The sequence below is a fragment of the Tepidimonas sediminis genome (genome assembly GCF_007556605.1).
Classification (GTDB): Bacteria; Pseudomonadota; Gammaproteobacteria; order Burkholderiales; family Burkholderiaceae_C; genus Tepidimonas; species Tepidimonas sediminis.
Genome location: NZ_VJND01000004.1, coordinates 40,961 through 57,767, shown reverse-complemented (window position 1 = coordinate 57,767; position 16,807 = coordinate 40,961). Strand labels below are relative to the sequence as shown.

General features: G+C 72.1%; 15 protein-coding genes. 5 read left to right on the top strand and 10 right to left on the bottom strand.

The window, feature by feature from the left end:
- Positions 1–48 precede the first annotated feature (48 nt).
- The gene (gene amt, locus Tsedi_RS04680) at positions 49–3,432 is read left to right on the top strand and encodes an ammonium transporter (protein ID WP_143894106.1); all 3,384 of its coding nucleotides are present in this window, start codon (positions 49–51) and stop codon (positions 3,430–3,432) included.
- Here the strand turns inward: amt and Tsedi_RS04675 are convergent.
- On the bottom strand, positions 3,429–4,679 hold the full coding sequence (locus tag Tsedi_RS04675; RefSeq protein ID WP_143894104.1) for a YihY family inner membrane protein: 1,251 nt from the start codon (positions 4,677–4,679) through the stop codon (positions 3,429–3,431). The two genes, amt and Tsedi_RS04675, sit on opposite strands and share 4 nt — an antisense overlap.
- 19 nt (positions 4,680–4,698) lie before the next feature.
- Between Tsedi_RS04675 and Tsedi_RS04670 the strand changes: the two genes are divergently transcribed.
- The 4 genes from Tsedi_RS04670 to Tsedi_RS04655 are packed head-to-tail and all read left to right on the top strand — an operon-like array spanning position 4,699 to position 8,384.
- Positions 4,699–5,163 (top strand): DUF2069 domain-containing protein, encoded by a 465-nt coding sequence (locus Tsedi_RS04670; protein WP_143894102.1) that lies wholly within the window; start codon positions 4,699–4,701, stop codon positions 5,161–5,163.
- On the top strand, positions 5,160–6,596 hold the full coding sequence (locus Tsedi_RS04665; protein WP_143894100.1) for an FAD-binding oxidoreductase: 1,437 nt from the start codon (positions 5,160–5,162) through the stop codon (positions 6,594–6,596). The genes Tsedi_RS04670 and Tsedi_RS04665 overlap by 4 nt, the downstream gene beginning before the upstream one ends.
- Before the next feature lie 60 nt (positions 6,597–6,656).
- On the top strand, positions 6,657–7,469 hold the full coding sequence (locus Tsedi_RS04660; protein ID WP_143894098.1) for a thymidylate synthase: 813 nt from the start codon (positions 6,657–6,659) through the stop codon (positions 7,467–7,469).
- Between the two features lie 18 nt (positions 7,470–7,487).
- On the top strand, positions 7,488–8,384 hold the full coding sequence (locus Tsedi_RS04655) for a DMT family transporter (RefSeq protein WP_143894096.1): 897 nt from the start codon (positions 7,488–7,490) through the stop codon (positions 8,382–8,384).
- A gap of 61 nt (positions 8,385–8,445) precedes the next feature.
- On the opposite strand, the gene Tsedi_RS04650 is transcribed toward Tsedi_RS04655, so the two are convergent.
- The 9 genes from Tsedi_RS04650 to Tsedi_RS04610 form a co-directional block, all read right to left on the bottom strand.
- Positions 8,446–8,811, bottom strand: coding sequence for a helix-turn-helix domain-containing protein (locus Tsedi_RS04650; RefSeq protein WP_143894094.1), 366 nt, complete (start codon positions 8,809–8,811; stop codon positions 8,446–8,448).
- A gap of 17 nt (positions 8,812–8,828) precedes the next feature.
- Positions 8,829–9,200 carry a cupin domain-containing protein gene (locus Tsedi_RS04645; protein ID WP_185970582.1) on the bottom strand — a complete coding sequence of 124 codons (372 nt, stop codon included), beginning with the start codon at positions 9,198–9,200 and terminating at the stop codon, positions 8,829–8,831.
- Positions 9,201–9,220: 20 nt separating this feature from the next.
- Entirely contained in the window at positions 9,221–9,787 is a 567-nt protein-coding gene (dcd, locus tag Tsedi_RS04640) for a dCTP deaminase (protein ID WP_143894092.1), read from the bottom strand.
- 210 nt (positions 9,788–9,997) lie between these two features.
- Positions 9,998–10,954 (bottom strand): aromatic ring-hydroxylating oxygenase subunit alpha, encoded by a 957-nt coding sequence (locus Tsedi_RS04635; protein ID WP_143894303.1) that lies wholly within the window; start codon positions 10,952–10,954, stop codon positions 9,998–10,000.
- A 2-nt stretch (positions 10,955–10,956) separates the two neighbouring features.
- A complete protein-coding gene (locus Tsedi_RS04630; RefSeq protein ID WP_143894090.1) occupies positions 10,957–12,108 on the bottom strand; it encodes a BMP family ABC transporter substrate-binding protein in 1,152 nt (383 codons plus the stop codon).
- Between the two features lie 80 nt (positions 12,109–12,188).
- Entirely contained in the window at positions 12,189–13,109 is a 921-nt protein-coding gene (locus Tsedi_RS04625) for an ABC transporter permease (protein ID WP_143894088.1), read from the bottom strand.
- A 7-nt stretch (positions 13,110–13,116) separates the two neighbouring features.
- Positions 13,117–14,172 (bottom strand): ABC transporter permease, encoded by a 1,056-nt coding sequence (locus Tsedi_RS04620; RefSeq protein WP_143894086.1) that lies wholly within the window; start codon positions 14,170–14,172, stop codon positions 13,117–13,119.
- The gene (locus Tsedi_RS04615; protein ID WP_143894084.1) at positions 14,159–15,706 is read right to left on the bottom strand and encodes an ABC transporter ATP-binding protein; all 1,548 of its coding nucleotides are present in this window, start codon (positions 15,704–15,706) and stop codon (positions 14,159–14,161) included. The genes Tsedi_RS04620 and Tsedi_RS04615 overlap by 14 nt, the downstream gene beginning before the upstream one ends.
- Positions 15,672–16,733, bottom strand: coding sequence for a LysR family transcriptional regulator (locus tag Tsedi_RS04610; protein WP_143894081.1), 1,062 nt, complete (start codon positions 16,731–16,733; stop codon positions 15,672–15,674). The genes Tsedi_RS04615 and Tsedi_RS04610 overlap by 35 nt, the downstream gene beginning before the upstream one ends.
- Positions 16,734–16,807 lie beyond the last annotated feature (74 nt).

The window sequence follows — 16,807 nt, the reverse complement described above, 5'->3', positions numbered from 1 at the left end:
CTCCATCCCCCATCGGGGGGCGTCGCCTCCCCGCCGGAGGGGACACCGATGTCGGCCATCGTCGATCTGCTGTGGGTGCTGCTGTGCGCGGGCCTCGTCTTCGTTATGCAGGCCGGCTTTCTGTGCCTGGAGTCGGGGCTGACGCGCACCAAGAACTCGATCAACGTCGCGGCCAAGAACCTGTCGGACTTCGCGGTGGCGGCGCTGCTGTTCTGGGCGGTGGGCTTCGGCCTGATGTTCGGCCCGAGCATGGCGGGCTGGATCGGCACCGGCCTGTTCGGCCTCGCGGGCCAACTGCCGGACGAGCCGCGGCTGCTCGGCTTCGTGCTGTTCCAGATCATGTTCTGCGCCACCGCGGCCACCATCGTCTCCGGCGCGGTGGCCGAGCGCATGCGCTTCGGCGCGTATCTGGCACTGTCGGCCTGGGTGTCGCTGGTGGTGTACCCGGTGTACGGCCACTGGGCCTGGGGCGGCGCGTGGGAGCCGGGCACGCGCGGCTGGCTCGCGGAGCTGGGCTTCGTGGACTTCGCCGGCTCCACCGTCGTGCACAGCGTCGGCGGCTGGGTGGCGCTGCTGGTGGTGATGCGCATGGGGCCGAGGAGCGGGCGCTTCCCGGCCGAGGGGCCGCCACCGGTGATCCCGGCCGGCAACCTGCCGCTGGCAATGCTGGGCGCACTGCTGCTGTTCTTCGGCTGGCTCGGCTTCAACGGGGGCAGCACGCTGGCGTTCGATGCGCGCGTGCCGGGCGTGCTGCTGCACACGACGCTGGCCGCCGCGGCTGGCGCGGTGGCCGGGCTGTGGGTCGGGCGCTGGCTGCACGGCTACTTCGAGGTGCTGTACCTGATCAACGGCCTGATCGCCGGGCTGGTGGCGGTCACGGCCGGGGCGCACGCGCTGTCGGCACCGGCGGCGCTGCTGGTCGGGGCGGTGGGGGCGCTGGCGATGGCGGCGGCCAACGAGTGGCTGCTGCGCCGGCGCATCGACGACGCGGTCGGCGCGATCCCGGCGCACCTGGCCGCCGGCGCCTGGGGCACGCTGGCGGTGGGGTTGCTGGGCGACCCGGCGGCGCTGGGCACGGGACTCGACCGCGGCGCGCAGGTGGGGGTGCAGCTGCTCGGCATCGTCGTCTGCGGGCTGTGGTGCGCGCTGGCCACCGCGCTGTTCCTGTGGCTGGTGCGCGACCGCGACCTGCGCGTCACGCCCGAGGAGGAGCGCGGCGGCCTGAACGTCGCCGAGCACGGCGCGCGCACCGAGCTGATCGAGCTGCTCGACGCGATGGAGGAGCAGCGCCGCAGCGGCGACCTCAGCGCCCGAGTGCCGGAGGAAGACTTCACCGAGGTCGGCCAGATCGCGCGCGCCTACAACCGGGTGATCGCCGCGCTGCAGGCGGCCACCCAGCGCACGCTGGCGCTGGTGCGCGAGATGCGCGACGGGCTGCTGACCTTCGAGCCGGAAGGCACGCTGCTGAGCCTCAACCCGGGCGCCGAGCAGCTGCTGGGCGTGCCGGCCGGCGAGGCGCTGGGCCGGCCGCTGCCGGAGGTGCTGCGCCGCGCCGGCCACGCCAGCCCGCCGCCACTGGAGCGACTGACCAAACCCGGCGCGACCCTGGAGCTGCGCATGGCACGCGGCGGCGCGCGCACCTTCTACGAGCTGTCGATCGACGACTTCCACCAGGACGGGCGCACGCTGTACTCGGCGGTGCTGCGCGACATCTCCGACCGCAAGCACGTCGAGCTGCAGCTGCAGCGCGAGCGCGACCTGGCGCAGGTGACGCTGGCCTCGATCGGCGACGGCGTCATCACCACCGACGAGGCCGGCCTGATCCAGTACCTGAACCCGGTGGCCGAGCGCCTGACCGGCTGGCCGGCGCACCAGGCGCGCGGGCAGCCGGTCACCACCGTCTACCGCCTGCTGGACGAAGGCGGCGGAGAGCCGCTGCCGAATCCGGTGCGCGAGGTGCTGCACGGCAAGACGCCGGCGCCGCGGCGCGAGCACGCGCTGCTGCTGCGCCGCGACGGCGAACGCATCCCGGTGCTGGACACCGCCGCGCCGATCCGCAGCCGCGACGGCTTCCTGCTCGGCGCGGTGCTGGTGTTCCACGACGTGACGGTGACGCTGAACCTGGCGCGCGAGCTCAGCCACCAGGCCACGCACGACGCGCTGACCGGCGTGCCGAACCGGCGCGAGTTCGAGCGGCGTCTGACCGAGCTGCTGTCGCGCCCGGATCAGACGCGGCACGTGCTGTGCTACCTGGACCTGGACCAGTTCAAGGTCGTCAACGACACCTGCGGGCACGTGGCCGGCGACGAGCTGCTGCGGCAGGTGACGCAGCTGATCCGCAACCTGCTGCGCAGCGCCGACACGCTGGCGCGGCTGGGCGGCGACGAGTTCGGCCTGATCCTGCAGGGCTGCGACGCCGAGCACGCGCTGCCGGTGGTGCAGCGCATCCGCGAGGCGATCGCCGACTTCCGCTTCGCCTGGGGCGAGCGGTCGTTCGCCATCGGGGTGTCGATCGGCATGGTGCCGATCGGCCCGCTGGAGCGCGAGCCTGGCCCGCTGCTCGCGGCGGCCGATGCGGCCTGCTACGCCGCCAAGGAGGCCGGGCGCAACCGCATCCACGTCTATCAGCCCGATGATCGCCAGCTGCTGGAGCGGCAGGGCCAGATGCAGTGGGTGGCGCGGCTGCAGGCGGCGCTGGACGAGGACCGGCTGCGCCTCTACGCCCAGCCGATCGTGCCGCTGCACGGCGACGGCGGCGCGCCGCACGTCGAGATCCTGGTGCGGCTGGAGGAGGACGGCCGGCTGATCCAGCCCGGCGCCTTCCTGCCGGCGGCGGAGCGCTACGGCCTGATGCCGCGCATCGACCAGTGGGTGGTGCGCAATACGCTGGCGTGGCTGGGCGACCGGCTGCGCCAGCAGGGGCGGCTGGAGGGCCTGTACGCCATCAACCTGTCGGGCGCGTCGCTGTCGGACGAGCGCTTCCGCCAGGACCTGCAGACGCTGCTGCAGACGATGCAGCTGCCGCCCGGCACGGTGTGCTTCGAGATCACCGAGACCGCGGCGATGGCCAGTCTTTCCACCGTCGCCCACTTCATCGGCGAGGTCAAGCGCCTGGGCTGCCTGTTCGCGCTGGACGACTTCGGCAGCGGGCTGTCGTCGTTCGCCTACCTGAAGAATCTGCCAGTGGATTTCCTCAAGATCGACGGCAGCTTCGTCAAGGACATCGAGAGCGACCCGATCGACCTGGCGATGGTGCAGGCGATCAACGCCATCGGCCACGTGATGGGGCTGCGCACGGTGGCGGAGTACGTGTCGTCGGAGGCGATCCTGCAGCGCGTGCGCGAGCTGGGCGTGGACTTCGCGCAGGGCTACCACGTCGGCCAGCCGCAGCCGCTGGACGCGCTGGCACCGGTGCGGCGCATGCCGCGCTAGGGCGCCCCCGGCGCGGGACGCGGCGGCGGCAGCACCGCCGCCACCGTGGTCGTCTCCAGCGGCAGCGCGCGCCAGACGCCGGCGGTGGCCTCCTCCTGCGCCAGCCACAGCACGCGCGCGAGTTCAGCCAGCCGGCGCTCGCGCAGATCGACCAGCAGCACCCAGCGGCCCTCCTCGTCGCTCAGGCACCCGACCCAGCCCAGCGCCTGCAGCGCGCGCAGCGGCTGCTGCAGGTGCAGCGGATCGACGCGCAGCTGCCGCGCCAGCGCCTCCAGCGCCAGTCCGGGGCGCGCGCCGGCGCGGCTGGCCTGCAGCTGCGCCAGCAGCTCCAGCGCCAGCTGAAACGGCCAGCCCGGCGTGCCGCCGCGGCGCGCCACCCCCGCCAGCAGGAACGGCAGGTAGGCCACGATCACCGCCCCCAGCAGCACGATCAGCCACACCAGGTAGAGCCACACCAGCAGGATCGGCACGGTGGCAAACGTCCCGTAGACCGCCGAGTAGGTCGGCACCGTGCGCAGGTACCACGCCAGCGCCTGCTGCGCCAGCTCGAACGCCAGCGCCACGAACACCCCGCCGACGAGCGCGTGGCGCAGCCGCACCTGGGCATTGGGCACGTAGCGATAGAGCGCCGCCATGCCCAGCGCCAGCGCGGCAAAACCGGCCGCATCCAGCGCCCAGCGCACGCCCTGGTGCGCCACCGGCAGCCAGCCGCGCGACACCGACAGCGCGTAGGAGCTGGCGCTCAGCATCAGCGCCAGCACCAGCGGCGCCAGCGTCAGCACCGCCCAGTACACCAGCACCCGCTGCGCCAGCGGCCGCAGCCGCGGCACGCGCCAGATGTCGTTGAGCTGGCGGTCGATCGTCAGCACCAGCGCCAGGGCGGTGACCAGCAGCACGATCGCCCCGCCCAGGCCGATCTTGCCGGCCTGGCTGGCAAACTGCCAAAGATAATGGCCAACTTGGCGCGCGATGTGCGGCGGCACCAGCGCCTCCACCATCCAGCGCTGCACGCGCTGCTCCATCGCGCCGAAGGCCGGAAACAGCGCGAACACCGCCAGCGCCACCGTCACCAGCGGCACCAGCGAAATGGTGGTCGTGAACGTCAGGCTGCCGGCGGCCACCGCCAGCCGGTCCTGCGCGAAGCGCTCGCGCAGCGTCAGCCACGTGGTGCGCCACGGAAAGGCACGCAGCGCCGCCCAGCCGCGCCGCAGGCGCGCGGTCCACGCGGGGGCTGCTGTCTTGACCATGCCGTTATCATGCCAGCCGATGACCGAACGCGCCGCAGCCTCCCCCGCCGAAGCCACCAGCGCCGACCCCGACGCCGCGGTGCGCGCGGCGGCCGGGCGCACGCGCGCGGCGGCGGTGACGGCGCTGCTGGCGCTGATCACGCTGGGGCTGGCGTGGGAGCTGTGGCTGGCGCCGCTGCGCCCGGGCGGATCGTGGTGGGCGCTGAAGGTGCTGCCGCTGACGCTGCCGCTGGCCGGCCTGTTGAAACACCGTCTCTACACCTACCGCTGGATGAGCCTGCTGGTGTGGCCCTACGTGGCCGAGGGGCTGGTGCGCGGCCTCAACGACGCAGGTCTGTCGGCCACGCTGGCGTGGGCGCAGACCGGGCTGTGCGTGCTGCTGTTCGCCGCCAGCGCCGCGCACGTGCGGCTGCGCCTGCGCGCGGCGCGCGCCCGGCAGGCCGCCGCCCCCGCAGCCGAGCCGTCGGCCGGAGCGGCGCCATGACCGTGCCGCCCCCCCACCACGAGGCGCTGCTGGCCGCGCTGCGCGCCGCCGTCGGCCCGGCGCACGTGCTCACCGCCGCCGACACGGACCTGGAGCCGTGGGAGCGCGACTGGCGCCGCCGCCACCGCGGCCGGGCCCTCGCGGTAGTGCGGCCCGGCAGCACGGATGAGGTCGCCGCCGTGGTGCGCGCCTGCGCGGCGCACGGCGCGCCCATCGTACCGCAGGGCGGCAACACCGGGCTGGTGCTGGGCGGCGTGCCGGACGGCAGCGGCACGCAGGTGGTGGTCAGCACCGCGCGGCTCAAACGCATCCGCGCACTGGACGAGGCCAACCTGACGCTGACGGTGGAGGCCGGCTGCGTGCTGCAGGCCGCGCAGCAGGCCGCCGAGGCCGCCGGGCTGTGGCTGCCGCTGAGCCTGGCGGCCGAGGGCAGCTGCACCATCGGCGGCAACCTGGCCACCAACGCCGGCGGCACGCAGGTGCTGCGCTTCGGCAACGCGCGCGACCTGTGCCTGGGGCTGGAGGTCGTCACCGCCGACGGCCGCGTCTGGAACGGCCTGCGCGGCCTGCGCAAGGACAACACCGGCTATGACCTGCGCCACCTGTTCATCGGCAGCGAAGGGACGCTGGGCATCATCACCGCGGCGGTGCTCAAGCTCGTGCCGCGCCCGGCGGCGCAGCTGACCGCCTGGGCCGCGGTGTCCGACCTGGCCGCCGCGGTGGCGCTGCTGGGCCTGGCGCAGCGGGGGCTCGGGCCGGCGCTGACCGGCTTCGAGGTCATGAACGCCTTCGCGCTGGCGCTGGTGCGGCGGCATTTTCCGCAGCTGGCGGTACCGTTGGCCGGCGCGGCGCCGTACGCCGTGCTGCTGGAGACCAGCGACGCCGAGGGCGAGGCGCACGCGCGCGCGCGGCTGGAGGCGGTGCTCGGGCAGGCGCTGGAAGACGGCTGCGCGGCGGACGCCGTGGTGGCGGAAAGCCTGGCGCAGGCGCGCACGCTGTGGCACATCCGCGAGAGCATCCCGCTCGCACAGGCCGAGGAGGGCTTGAACGTCAAGCACGACATCAGCCTTCCGGTGTCGCGCATCCCCGCCTTCTGCGCCGAGGCCGAGGCCGAGCTCGCGCGGGCGGTGCCGGGCGTGCGGCTGGTCAACTTTGGCCACCTGGGTGACGGCAACCTGCATTTCAACGTGCAATGTCCCGAAGGTGCGGACGCCGCCGCCTTCCTGCGCGAGCACGAGGCGCGCATCCACGCGCTGGTCTACGACGCGGTGCAGCGCCACGGCGGCTCCATCAGCGCCGAGCACGGCATCGGGGCGCTCAAGGCCGCCATCCTGCCGCGCTACCAGGACGCGTTGGCGCTGGATCTGATGCGCGCCGTCAAGCGCGCGCTCGATCCCGCCAACCTGTTCAACCCGGGCAAGGTGCTGGCCTAGAATTGCCGGCTCGGCCGTGGCGCGCACCGCGCCCGGCCCCATCGCCCGCCCTCCGCCACCATGACCCCGCGCCCGATCCGCCGCCAGTACGAGGACTTCATGCGCCACGTCTTCGAGCACGGCACGCCGAAGACCGATCGCACGGGCGTGGGCACGCGCAGCGTGTTCGGTTACCAGATGCGCTTCGACCTGGCGGAGGGCTTTCCGCTCGTCACCACCAAGAAGCTGCACGTCAAGTCGATCGTCTACGAGCTGCTGTGGTTCCTGCGCGGCGACAGCAACGCGCGCTGGCTGCAGGAACGCGGCGTGACGATCTGGGACGAGTGGGCGCGCGAAGATGGCGACCTCGGGCCCATCTACGGCGTGCAATGGCGCCGCTGGCCCACCCCCGACGGCGGCCACGTCGACCAGATCGCCGAGGTGGTGCGGCAGATCCGCACCAACCCCGACAGCCGTCGCCTGATCGTCAGCGCCTGGAACGTGGCCGACCTGCCGCGCATGGCGCTGGCGCCTTGCCACGCGCTGTTCCAGTTCTACGTGGCCGACGGGCGGCTGAGCTGCCAGCTCTACCAGCGCAGCGCCGACGTCTTCCTCGGGGTGCCGTTCAACATCGCCAGCTACGCGCTGCTGACGCACATGGTGGCGCAGCAGTGCGACCTGCAGCCGGGCGAGTTCATCTGGACCGGCGGCGACTGCCACATCTACCACAACCACGTCGAGCAGGTGCAGCTGCAGCTCGCGCGCGAGCCCTACCCGTACCCGGAGCTGCGCATCCGCCGCCGGCCACCGACGCTGTTCGATTACGAATTCGACGACTTCGAGTTCGTGGATTACCGCCACCACCCGCCGATCAAGGCGCCGGTGGCGGTCTGACCGACAGCCCGCCCCGCGATGCTGACGCGCGCCCAGACGCTGGGCCTGATGGCGCTGACCCTGATGTGGGGCGTCAACTGGCCGGTGATGAAGCTGTCGCTGCAGGAGCTCACGCCGCTGCACTTCCGCGCCGTGACGATGACCGGCGGGGCGCTGTGGCTGTTCGCGTTCTACCGCTGGCGCGGCGTGCGGCTGGCCCCGGCCGGCGCCGAGTGGCGCAGCATCGTCACGCTGGCGCTGCCCAACATGCTGGGCTGGCACACGCTGGCGATCTTCGGCGTGGCGGCGCTGGCCTCCGGGCGCGCGGCCATCCTCGGCTTCACCATGCCGGTGTGGACCGTGCTGCTGGGGGCCCTGTTCTTCGGCGAGCGGCTGACGCGCCGCTCGGCCTTCGCGGCACTGGCGGTGGCCGCCGCAGTGGCGCTGCTGCTGGCCGACGAGCTGGCCGCGATGGCCGGTCGCCCGGTCGGCGTGGCGGTGATGCTGGGCGCGGCGCTGAGCTGGGCCGTCGGCACCCTGATGATGCGCCGCGCGCGCCTGACGCTGCCGGTGGAGGCGCTCACCGTCTGGATGATGCTGCTGACCGCTGCCGCGCTGTGGCTGCTGGCCGCCGCGTTCGAGCCGTGGCCGAGCTGGCGCTTCAGCCCGCGCATGTGGGCGCTGCTCACCTACGGCGTGTTCATGAACTACGGCTTTGCGCAGATCATCTGGTTTTCGCTGGCGCGGCACCTGCCGCCGGCCACCAGCGCGATGAGCGTGATGATGGTGCCGCTGATCGGCACCGCCAGCGCCACCGTCATCGCCGGCGAATGGCCGCGCTGGACCGACGGCGTCGCGGTGGTGTGCGTGATGGCGGCGATCGCCGCGGTGCTGGTGCCGCCGGCGGCGTGGCGGGGGTGGATGCGGCAGCAATAACGGGAATCGGAAACACCAGTCGGGACCACCGAGGTGGTTGCACGCTGCGTGGGCCGAAAGGTCAACCCGGATACAGGTCGTCCATCTCGACATCCAGCGCCGCCGCCAGTCGGGCCAGCAGGTCGGCCGATGGCGCAGCCTTGCCGCGCTCGATCATCGACAGCATTTGGCGCGTGCAGCCGACCCGCTCGGCCAGCGCCTGCAACGTCAAGCCCCGGTGCTCACGCCACAGCCGCAGCGGATGCTCACCGACCAAGCAACGCTCGACGAAGGACAGCGGCAGGGTCTCCTCGCCGCGCGCGACGGCCTCCTTGAAGTCGGTAATGTCCTGCAGTTCCTCCAGCCGCTCCAGCAGCACCGTCCACTCGGCAAAAGGTACCACGGCGGAGGCCGGCCGGCCATCCATCTCGATGATTTGCGCACGCATTGATCGATCAAAGACGGTCACTCCACGATCACATAGACCTTCGTGACCGTCTCCAGCACCTCGAACGCGCCGGCGAAGCCCGGCGGGATGTGGATCGACTGCCCCGGGCCGGCTTCCTCGAAGCCGCCGCCATCGCGATGCACGCGGCAGCGGCCCTGCAGCACGGTAAAGATCTCGCGCTCGGTGGGGCCAAAGGCGATGCGCCACTGGCCGGGCTCGCAGCGCCAGACGCCGGTGCTCAGCGTGCGCGCGCCCGCGAGCGGCGCCTCCAGCACGTTCCAGGTCTCGCGCCTTGGGTTGCCGACCAGGCGCCGGTCGGGCTTGGGGTGGGACACTTCCGGTGCCCACGGCATCGGGTGGCCGAAGGCGAGCAGGTCGCGGGCGGACATCAGGGCTCCTCCAGCCTGACTCAGGCGCGCGGCAGCGTCACGCCACGCTGGCCCTGATACTTGCCGCCGCGGTCCTTGTAGGAGACCTCGCAGACCTCGTCGCTCTCGAAGAACAGCACCTGCGCGCAGCCCTCCCAGGCGTAAATCTTGGCCGGCAGCGGCGTGGTGTTGGAAAACTCCAGCGTCACGTAGCCCTCCCACTCCGGCTCGAACGGCGTGACGTTGACGATGATGCCGCAGCGCGCGTAGGTGCTCTTGCCGAGGCAGATCGTCAGCACGTTGCGCGGAATGCGGAAGTACTCCACCGTGCGCGCCAACGCGAAGCTGTTGGGCGGGATGATGCAGTAGTCGCCGTGAAAGTCGACGAAGCTCTTCTCGTCGAAGTTCTTCGGATCGACCACCGTGCTGTGGATGTTGGTGAAGACCTTGAACTCGGGCGCGCAGCGGATGTCGTAGCCGTAGCTGCTGGTGCCGTAGCTGATGACCTTGCGGCCCTCGACCTCGCGGATCTGGGTCGGCTCGAACGGCTCGATCATGCCGTGTTCCTCCGCCATGCGGCGGATCCACTTGTCGCTCTTGAGGGTCATGGTGCGCAGAGGTACCTGGGGGTGATCGGCGCATTGTACGAAGGCCGCTTCGCCCGTTGGCGCCCACTCACGGCCATGCCACCGGGGGCCGGGCCCTGACTGTGACCGTGCCGGGCCGACGGCGCGTCGCCTCGAAGCCGTTGGCCAGCAGCGGCCACGCCGCGCGCACCTCCAGCGCCAGCCTCATCTCCGGCTCCAGCGCGCCCCTGCTCAGCAGACGCCGAAGGTGACGCCGGCGGCGCGCAGGTAGCGCCGGTAGGCGGCGCTCAGGCGGTCGGCCGCGCACATGGCCTCGCCGCCGGAGAGCGGCAGGCGCTTCGGGGTCTGGGATTCGAGGATCGGGCGATCCTGCGCGAAGATGGCGCTCTGGAAGTCGCGCAACGCCTCGTCCGGGGTGATGGTGTCGGTGGTGTGCTGCACGAACCAGACGCGGCAGGTTTCCGGCGTGGACGGGCAGGTCCACATCACGTAGGCGTCGGCCGGGGCGTCGCCCTCGGGCTGCTTCTGCAGCAGCGCCGCAAAGGGGCTCAGCACCTCGTAGCGGTAGCGCACCCAGGCGCCGCCCTGCGCGCTGGCGGTGGCGCGCGGCTGCCAGGCCGGGTAGTCCGGCACGACCGGGCGGCCGTCCGCGGTCAGCGTCACCTCGTACGGCGGCACCTCGGCGTGCGTCGGCGCGCCGAGCCAGCCGTCGTGCACCCAGGCGAAGTGCGCGGTGTCGAGGAAGTTTTCGATCGCGCGCGGGGCGCTGGTGGCCACGTCGAACGGCCCGTGCACGACGCGCCGCGGCGGCAGAGGGGGCAGCGCCGGCGGCGCGGGCGCGGCCGGGGTGCCCAGGCACACCCACAGCAGCCCGTGCGCCGACACCACCGCGTGGCGGTACGCGGCGTGGCTGACGGGCGGCGCAAAGCCCGGCAGCGCCGGGATCGCGCGGCAGCGCCCGTCGCCGTCGAAGCGCCAGCCGTGGTACGGGCACTGCAGCTGCCCGCCCACCACCGCGCCGAGCGACAGGCGCGCGCCGCGGTGCGGGCAGCGGTCGGCAAACGCCTGCACCGCACCGGCGCCGTCGCGCCACAGCACGAGCGGCTCGCCCAGCAGCGCAACCGGCAGCGGCGCCGCGCCGACGTCGCCGTCCAGGGCCACCGGCCACCAGTGGTCGCGCTCGATCATCGTCACTTGCCGGCCGGCACCTTGCCTTCCACGCCCTTGACGAAGAAGTTGACCTTGTCCTTCCACTCCTGGTCGGCCTTGACGCCCTGGGCCAGCACTTCCTTGCCGGTGTTGTCGACGATCGGCCCGGTGAAGACCTCGAACTCGCCGCTCTTCAAGCCCGCCTTGACCTCCTCGACCTTCTTCCTGGCCTCCTCCGGCACGACGTCGGCGATCTTGATCAGGTCGTTGACGCCCTCCTTGACGCCCAGCACCGTGCGCTTGCTCTGCCAAGTGCCGTCCAGCACCTCCTGCACCGCCTGGATGTAGTACGGTCCCCAGTTGACGACCGCCGAGGCCAGGTGCGCCTTCGGGCCGAAGCTGCTCATGTCGCTGTCCCAGCCAAACGCGTACTTGCCGTTCTTCTCGGCGGTCTGCAGCACGGCGGTGGAGTCGGTGTTCTGCAGCAGCACGTCGGCGCCCTGGTTGATCAGGCTCTGCGCGGCCTCGGTCTCCTTGGGCGGGTCGAACCAGGTGTTGACCCACACGACCTTGAGCTTGATGTCGGGCTTGACGGTCTGCGCGCCGAGCACGAAGGCGTTGATGTTGCGCAGCACCTCGGGGATCGGGAACGAACCGACGAAACCGAGCGTGCCGGTCTTGGTCATGTGCGCGGCGATGATGCCGGCCATGTAGGTGTCCTGGTAGAAGCTGGCGTCGTAGATGCGCATGTTGGGCGCGGTCTTGTAGCCGGTGGCGTGCTCGAACTTGACGTCCGGGAATTCCTGCGCCACCTTCAGCATCGGCTCCATGTAGCCGAACGATGTCGCGAAGATGATCTTGTGGCCCTGCGCGGCCAGGTCGCGGATGACGCGCTCGGCGTCGGCACCCTCCGGCACGCTCTCGACGAAGGTGGTCTGCACCCTGTCGCCGAAGTGCGCCTCCACCGCCTTGCGGCCGAGGTCGTGCGCGTACGACCAGCCGGCGTCGCCCACCGGGCCGACGTAGACCCAGGCGGCCTTCAGCGGCTCGGGCTTGGGCGCCTCGGCGGGCACCGCCGCGGGCTTGACCTCCTCCTTCTTGCCGCAGCCCACCAGGGCCGTGCCGGCCACCAGACCCAGCGCCGCGGCCGCCGCCGCGCCCTTGAGCCAGTCACGCTTGTTGCGATCGATCATGGTTTTCGACTCCTTGGTTGAAAACGGTGGCCCCGACGGGCCCTGGTCCGCACGACGCGGACGGATGGGGGGCAGGCGGATCACCCCCCCGGATGGAACGGCCGCCCGAGCGACTGTGGCATGTGCAGCCGGATCCACTGCGGGCTGCGCGAGATCAGCACCAGCACGACGACGGTGGCCAGATACGGCATCATCGTCAGGAACGGGCTCGGGATCTGCACGCCCATGCCCTGCAGGTGGAATTGCAGCATCGTGACCCCGCCGAACAGGTAGGCTCCAAGCAAGACCCGTGCCGGCCGCCAGGTGGCAAACGTCGTCAACGCCAGCGCGATCCAGCCCTTGCCGGCGATCATGCCCTCCACCCACAGCGGCGTGTAGACGGTGGAGACGTAGGCGCCGGCCAGCCCGCACAGCGCGCCGCCCAGCACCACCGCCAGCAGCCGGATGCGCCGCACCGGGTAACCCAGCGCGTGCGCCGACTCGGGGTTTTCGCCCACGGCGCGCAGCACCAGCCCGGTGCGCGTGCGGTCATACAGCCACACCAGCAGCAGCGCCAGCGCCACCGTCGCGTAGACCAGCGCGTGGTGGCGGAACAGCGCCACCCCGACGAACGGCAGATCGCCCAGCCACGGCAGGTGTGGCGCCGGCAGCTCCGGCAGCTTGAACTGCGTGTACGGCTGGCCGGCAAAGGCCGAAAGCCCCGCGCCGAACAGGCTCAGCGCCAGGCCGGTGGCGTACTGGTTGGTGTGCAGGTAGATGACCAGCCAGCCGAACAGCAGCGACAGCAGCGCCGCCACCGCCATGCCGGCCAGGAAGCCCAGCGGATGCACGCCCAGGTGCACCACGGCGGCGAAGCCGGCCAGCGCCCCGCACAGCATCAGCCCCTCGGCGCCGAGGTTGACGACGCCGACCTTCTCGTTGATCAGCAGCCCCAGTGCCGCGATCGCCAGCACCGTGCCGGCGTTGAGCGTGGCCGCGATCAGCAGCGCAAGCGTCTCCATCGCCCTGTCAGCCCTTTCCCCAGCGGATGCGGTACTGGATCAGCGTGTCGCAGGCCAGCAGCGCGAACAGCAGCAGCCCCTGGAACACACCGGTGATCGATTTCGGCAGGCCGAGACGCGACTGCGCCAGCTCGCCGCCGAGGTAGAACAGGCTCATCAGCAGCGCCGCGCCGATGCTGCCGACGGGGTGCAGCCGCCCGACGAAAGCCACGATGATGGCGGCAAAGCCATAGCCCGCCGGCACGTGGGGCGTGAGCTGGCCCACCGGCCCGGCCACCTCCAGCGCCCCGGCCAGCCCGGCCAGCGCCCCGGAGACACCCATCGCCAGCCACAGCGCCGCGCGCGACGAGAAGCCCGCATAGCGCGCCGCCAGCGGCGCCAAGCCCCCCACCTGCTGCGCAAACCCGGCGCGCGTGCGGAACAGGAACACCCAGGTCGCCAGCGCCGCCAGCAGCGCCAGGATCAAACCCAGGTTGACGCGAAGGTGCGACACCAGCCGCGGCACCAGGGCGTCGCCGTCGAAGCGCTGCGTCTGCGGGAAGTTGAAGCCGAGCGGATCCTTCCACGGACCGTAGACCAGGTAGTTGAGCACCTGCACCGCCACGTAGACCAGCATCAGGCTGACCAGGATCTCGTTGGCGTGAAAGCGGTCACGCAGCAGCGCGGTCAGCGCCGCCCACGCGAGCCCCCCCAGCGCGCCGGCCAGCAGCACCAGCGGCCAGGTCGGCCAGCCGGCGCCATGCAGCGCCAGCGCCACACCGGTGGCGCACACCGCCCCGATCACGAACTGACCCTCGGCGCCGATGTTCCAGACGTTGGAGCGAAAGCCGATCGCCAGCCCCAGCGCGATCAGCAGCAACGGCGTGGCCTTCAGCAGCAGCTCGCTCCAGCCGCGCAGGTCGCGCACCGGCTCCCAGAAAAAGACCCGCAGCCCGGCCCAGGGATCCTTGCCCAGCGCCGCGAACAACGCCATCCCGATCAGCACCGTCAGCACGAGGGCCAGCAGCGGCGAGGCCCAGCGCCACAGCGCCGAGGGCTGCGGACGACGCTCAAGCCGCAGCATCGCTCACCTCCTGCCCCGCGGCCAGCGGCGAACCCGGCCACTGCCCGGCCATCCACGCGCCGAGGCGCTCGACGCTGGCCTCCTGCACCGGCACGCTTGGCGACAGGTGCCCCTTGGCGATCACGTGCAGCCGGTCGCACAGCTCGAACAGCTCGTCCAGTTCCTCGCTGACGACCAGCACCGCGCAGCCGGCCTCGCGCAGCGCCAGCAGCGCGGCGCGGATCTGCGCCGCCGCGCCGACGTCCACGCCCCAGGTCGGCTGCGCGACGATCAGCACGCGCGGCCGCGCCTCGATCTCGCGCCCGACGATGAACTTCTGCAGGTTGCCGCCGGAGAGCGACTGCGCCGCCGCATCCGGCCCGGCGGCCTTGACACCGTAGCGCTCGATGATGCCGACGGCCTGCGTGCGCAGCGCCCCCAGCCGCAGCCAGCCGCCACGGGCGACGGTCTCGGTGCGCGTCAGCAGCAGGTTGTGCGCCAGTCCCAGCGCCGGCACCGCGCCGCGGCCGAGCCGCTCCTCCGGCACGAAGTGCAGCCCGAGGCGGCGGCGCCGCGCCGGGTTGGCGCGTGCCAGATCCCGGCCGTCCAACAGCAGCGCCCCCGGCGGGGCGCCCGGTTCCTCGCCGGACAGCGCCGCCAGCAGCTCGCGCTGCCCGTTGCCCGAGACGCCGGCGATGCCGACGATCTCGCCGGCGCGCAGCTCGAGGTTCACGTCGTGCAGGTCGGTGCCGAAGGCGTAGGGGCTCGGCAGCGTCAGGCCCGCCACGCGCAGCACCACCTCGCCCGGCGGGCGGCGTTGCGCCGGCAGCGGCGGCGGCTCGCGCCCGATCATCAGGCGCGAGAGCTCCGCATCGCTGGCCTGACGCGGGTCGACCTCCCCGGTGACGCGCCCGCCGCGCATCACCGTGCAGGCGTCGCACAGCGCGCGGATCTCGTGCAGCTTGTGGCTGATGTAGAGGATGCTGCAGCCCTCGGCCGCGAGCTGGCGCAGCACGCCGAAGAGCCGCTGCACCGCCTGCGGCGTCAGCACCGAGGTCGGCTCGTCCAGGATCAGCAGGCGCGGGCGGGCCAGCAGCGCGCGCACGATCTCGACGCGCTGGCGCTCGCCGACCGACAGGCTGTGCACCGGGCGCTCGGGATCGAGCTCCAGGCCGTAGGCCGCCGCCTTGTCGCGGATCGCCGCCACCACCTCGGCGCGCGAGGCCACGTCCTCCAGTCCCAGCCAGACGTTGTCGGCCACGGTCAGCGTCTCGAACAGGCTGAAGTGCTGGAACACCATGCCGATGCCCAGCTCGCGCGCCTGCTGCGGGCTGCGCACGCGCACCTCGCGGCCGTCCAGGCGCATCACGCCCTCGTCGGGCGGCACGACGCCGTAGATGATCTTCATCAGCGTCGACTTGCCGGCGCCGTTTTCGCCCAGCACGGCATGGATGCTGCCGGGACGCACGGTCAGCGAGACGCGGTCGTTGGCCACCACGCCGGGATAGCGCTTGGTGACGTCACGCAGCTCGAGTCGGGGAATCGGAGGGCTCATCGTGCGGTTCTGGCGGGCGCGCGCGGCGCGGGCGCAGGCACCCAGTCTGCGGCGAAGGTGCCGATGGTAACGTTGCCGTTGTCGCGGTTCCTGCCTTGGAAGCGGCCAGGCCGGCGGCCACGTCGCGGATGCGCTCGCGCAGCCACTGCGCCGCCGGTGCGTGATGGGTGCGATCGTGCCACAGCTGGTAGTACTTCAGGCGCGGAAACTCCAGCGGTGGCGGCAGCATGGCCAGCGGCAGCTGAGGCAGGAAACGTTCGCAGTACTGCCGTCCGGTGGTCAGCACCAGCAGGCTGTCGGCCACCATCGCCGGAATCAACCCGAAGTGCGGGCAACGCACCACGATGTTGCGACGCAGCCCGCGGCGCGCCAGGTGCTCGTCGATCACGCCCAAGGCGCCGGGCACCGGCGGCGTCGGGGCCACGTGCTCGGCGTCCAGCCAGTCCTGCAGCGTCCAGCCGCGCCGCAGCGCCGGGTGGTGCCGCGCCACCAGGCAGACCACCTCGTCGCCGAACAGGCGGCCCTGGTGCAGCTCGCCCGGCACCTCGGGCCAGTTGCCGATCACCACGTCCACCTCGCCGGTGGCCAGGCGCTGCCGGTAGTCCGGCGCACCACCCAGCGGCTGCAGCTCCACGCGGCAGTGCGGTGCCTCGGCCTTGACGCGTGCCACCAGCCGCGGCAGGAACCACGGGTCGAGGTAGTCGCTGGCAGCCACGGTGAAGGTGTGTTCGCTGCGCGCCGGGTCGAAGGCACGCGCCGCCGCCAGCATCGTGTCGGCCTGGCGCAGGATCTCCGCCGCCGGGGCGAGCATCCGCTGCGCCACGGCGGTCGGCACCAATCCCGCGCCGCCGCGCACCAGCAGCGCGTCGCCGGTCAGCCGGCGCAGGCGGCGCAGCGCGGCGCTCACCGCGGGCTGGTGCATGCCCAGCCGCACGGCGGCGCGCGTGACGCTGCGTTCCGTCAACACCGTGTGCAACACCCGAATCAGATGCAGATCGATGCTGTCCCAAGGCACGCCGCGTGACATACAGATTGGATTATGAGCAACATCTGAGTCATCGTATGTCATCGCCACCCCCGGCCGCTAGCCTTCGGACGCAT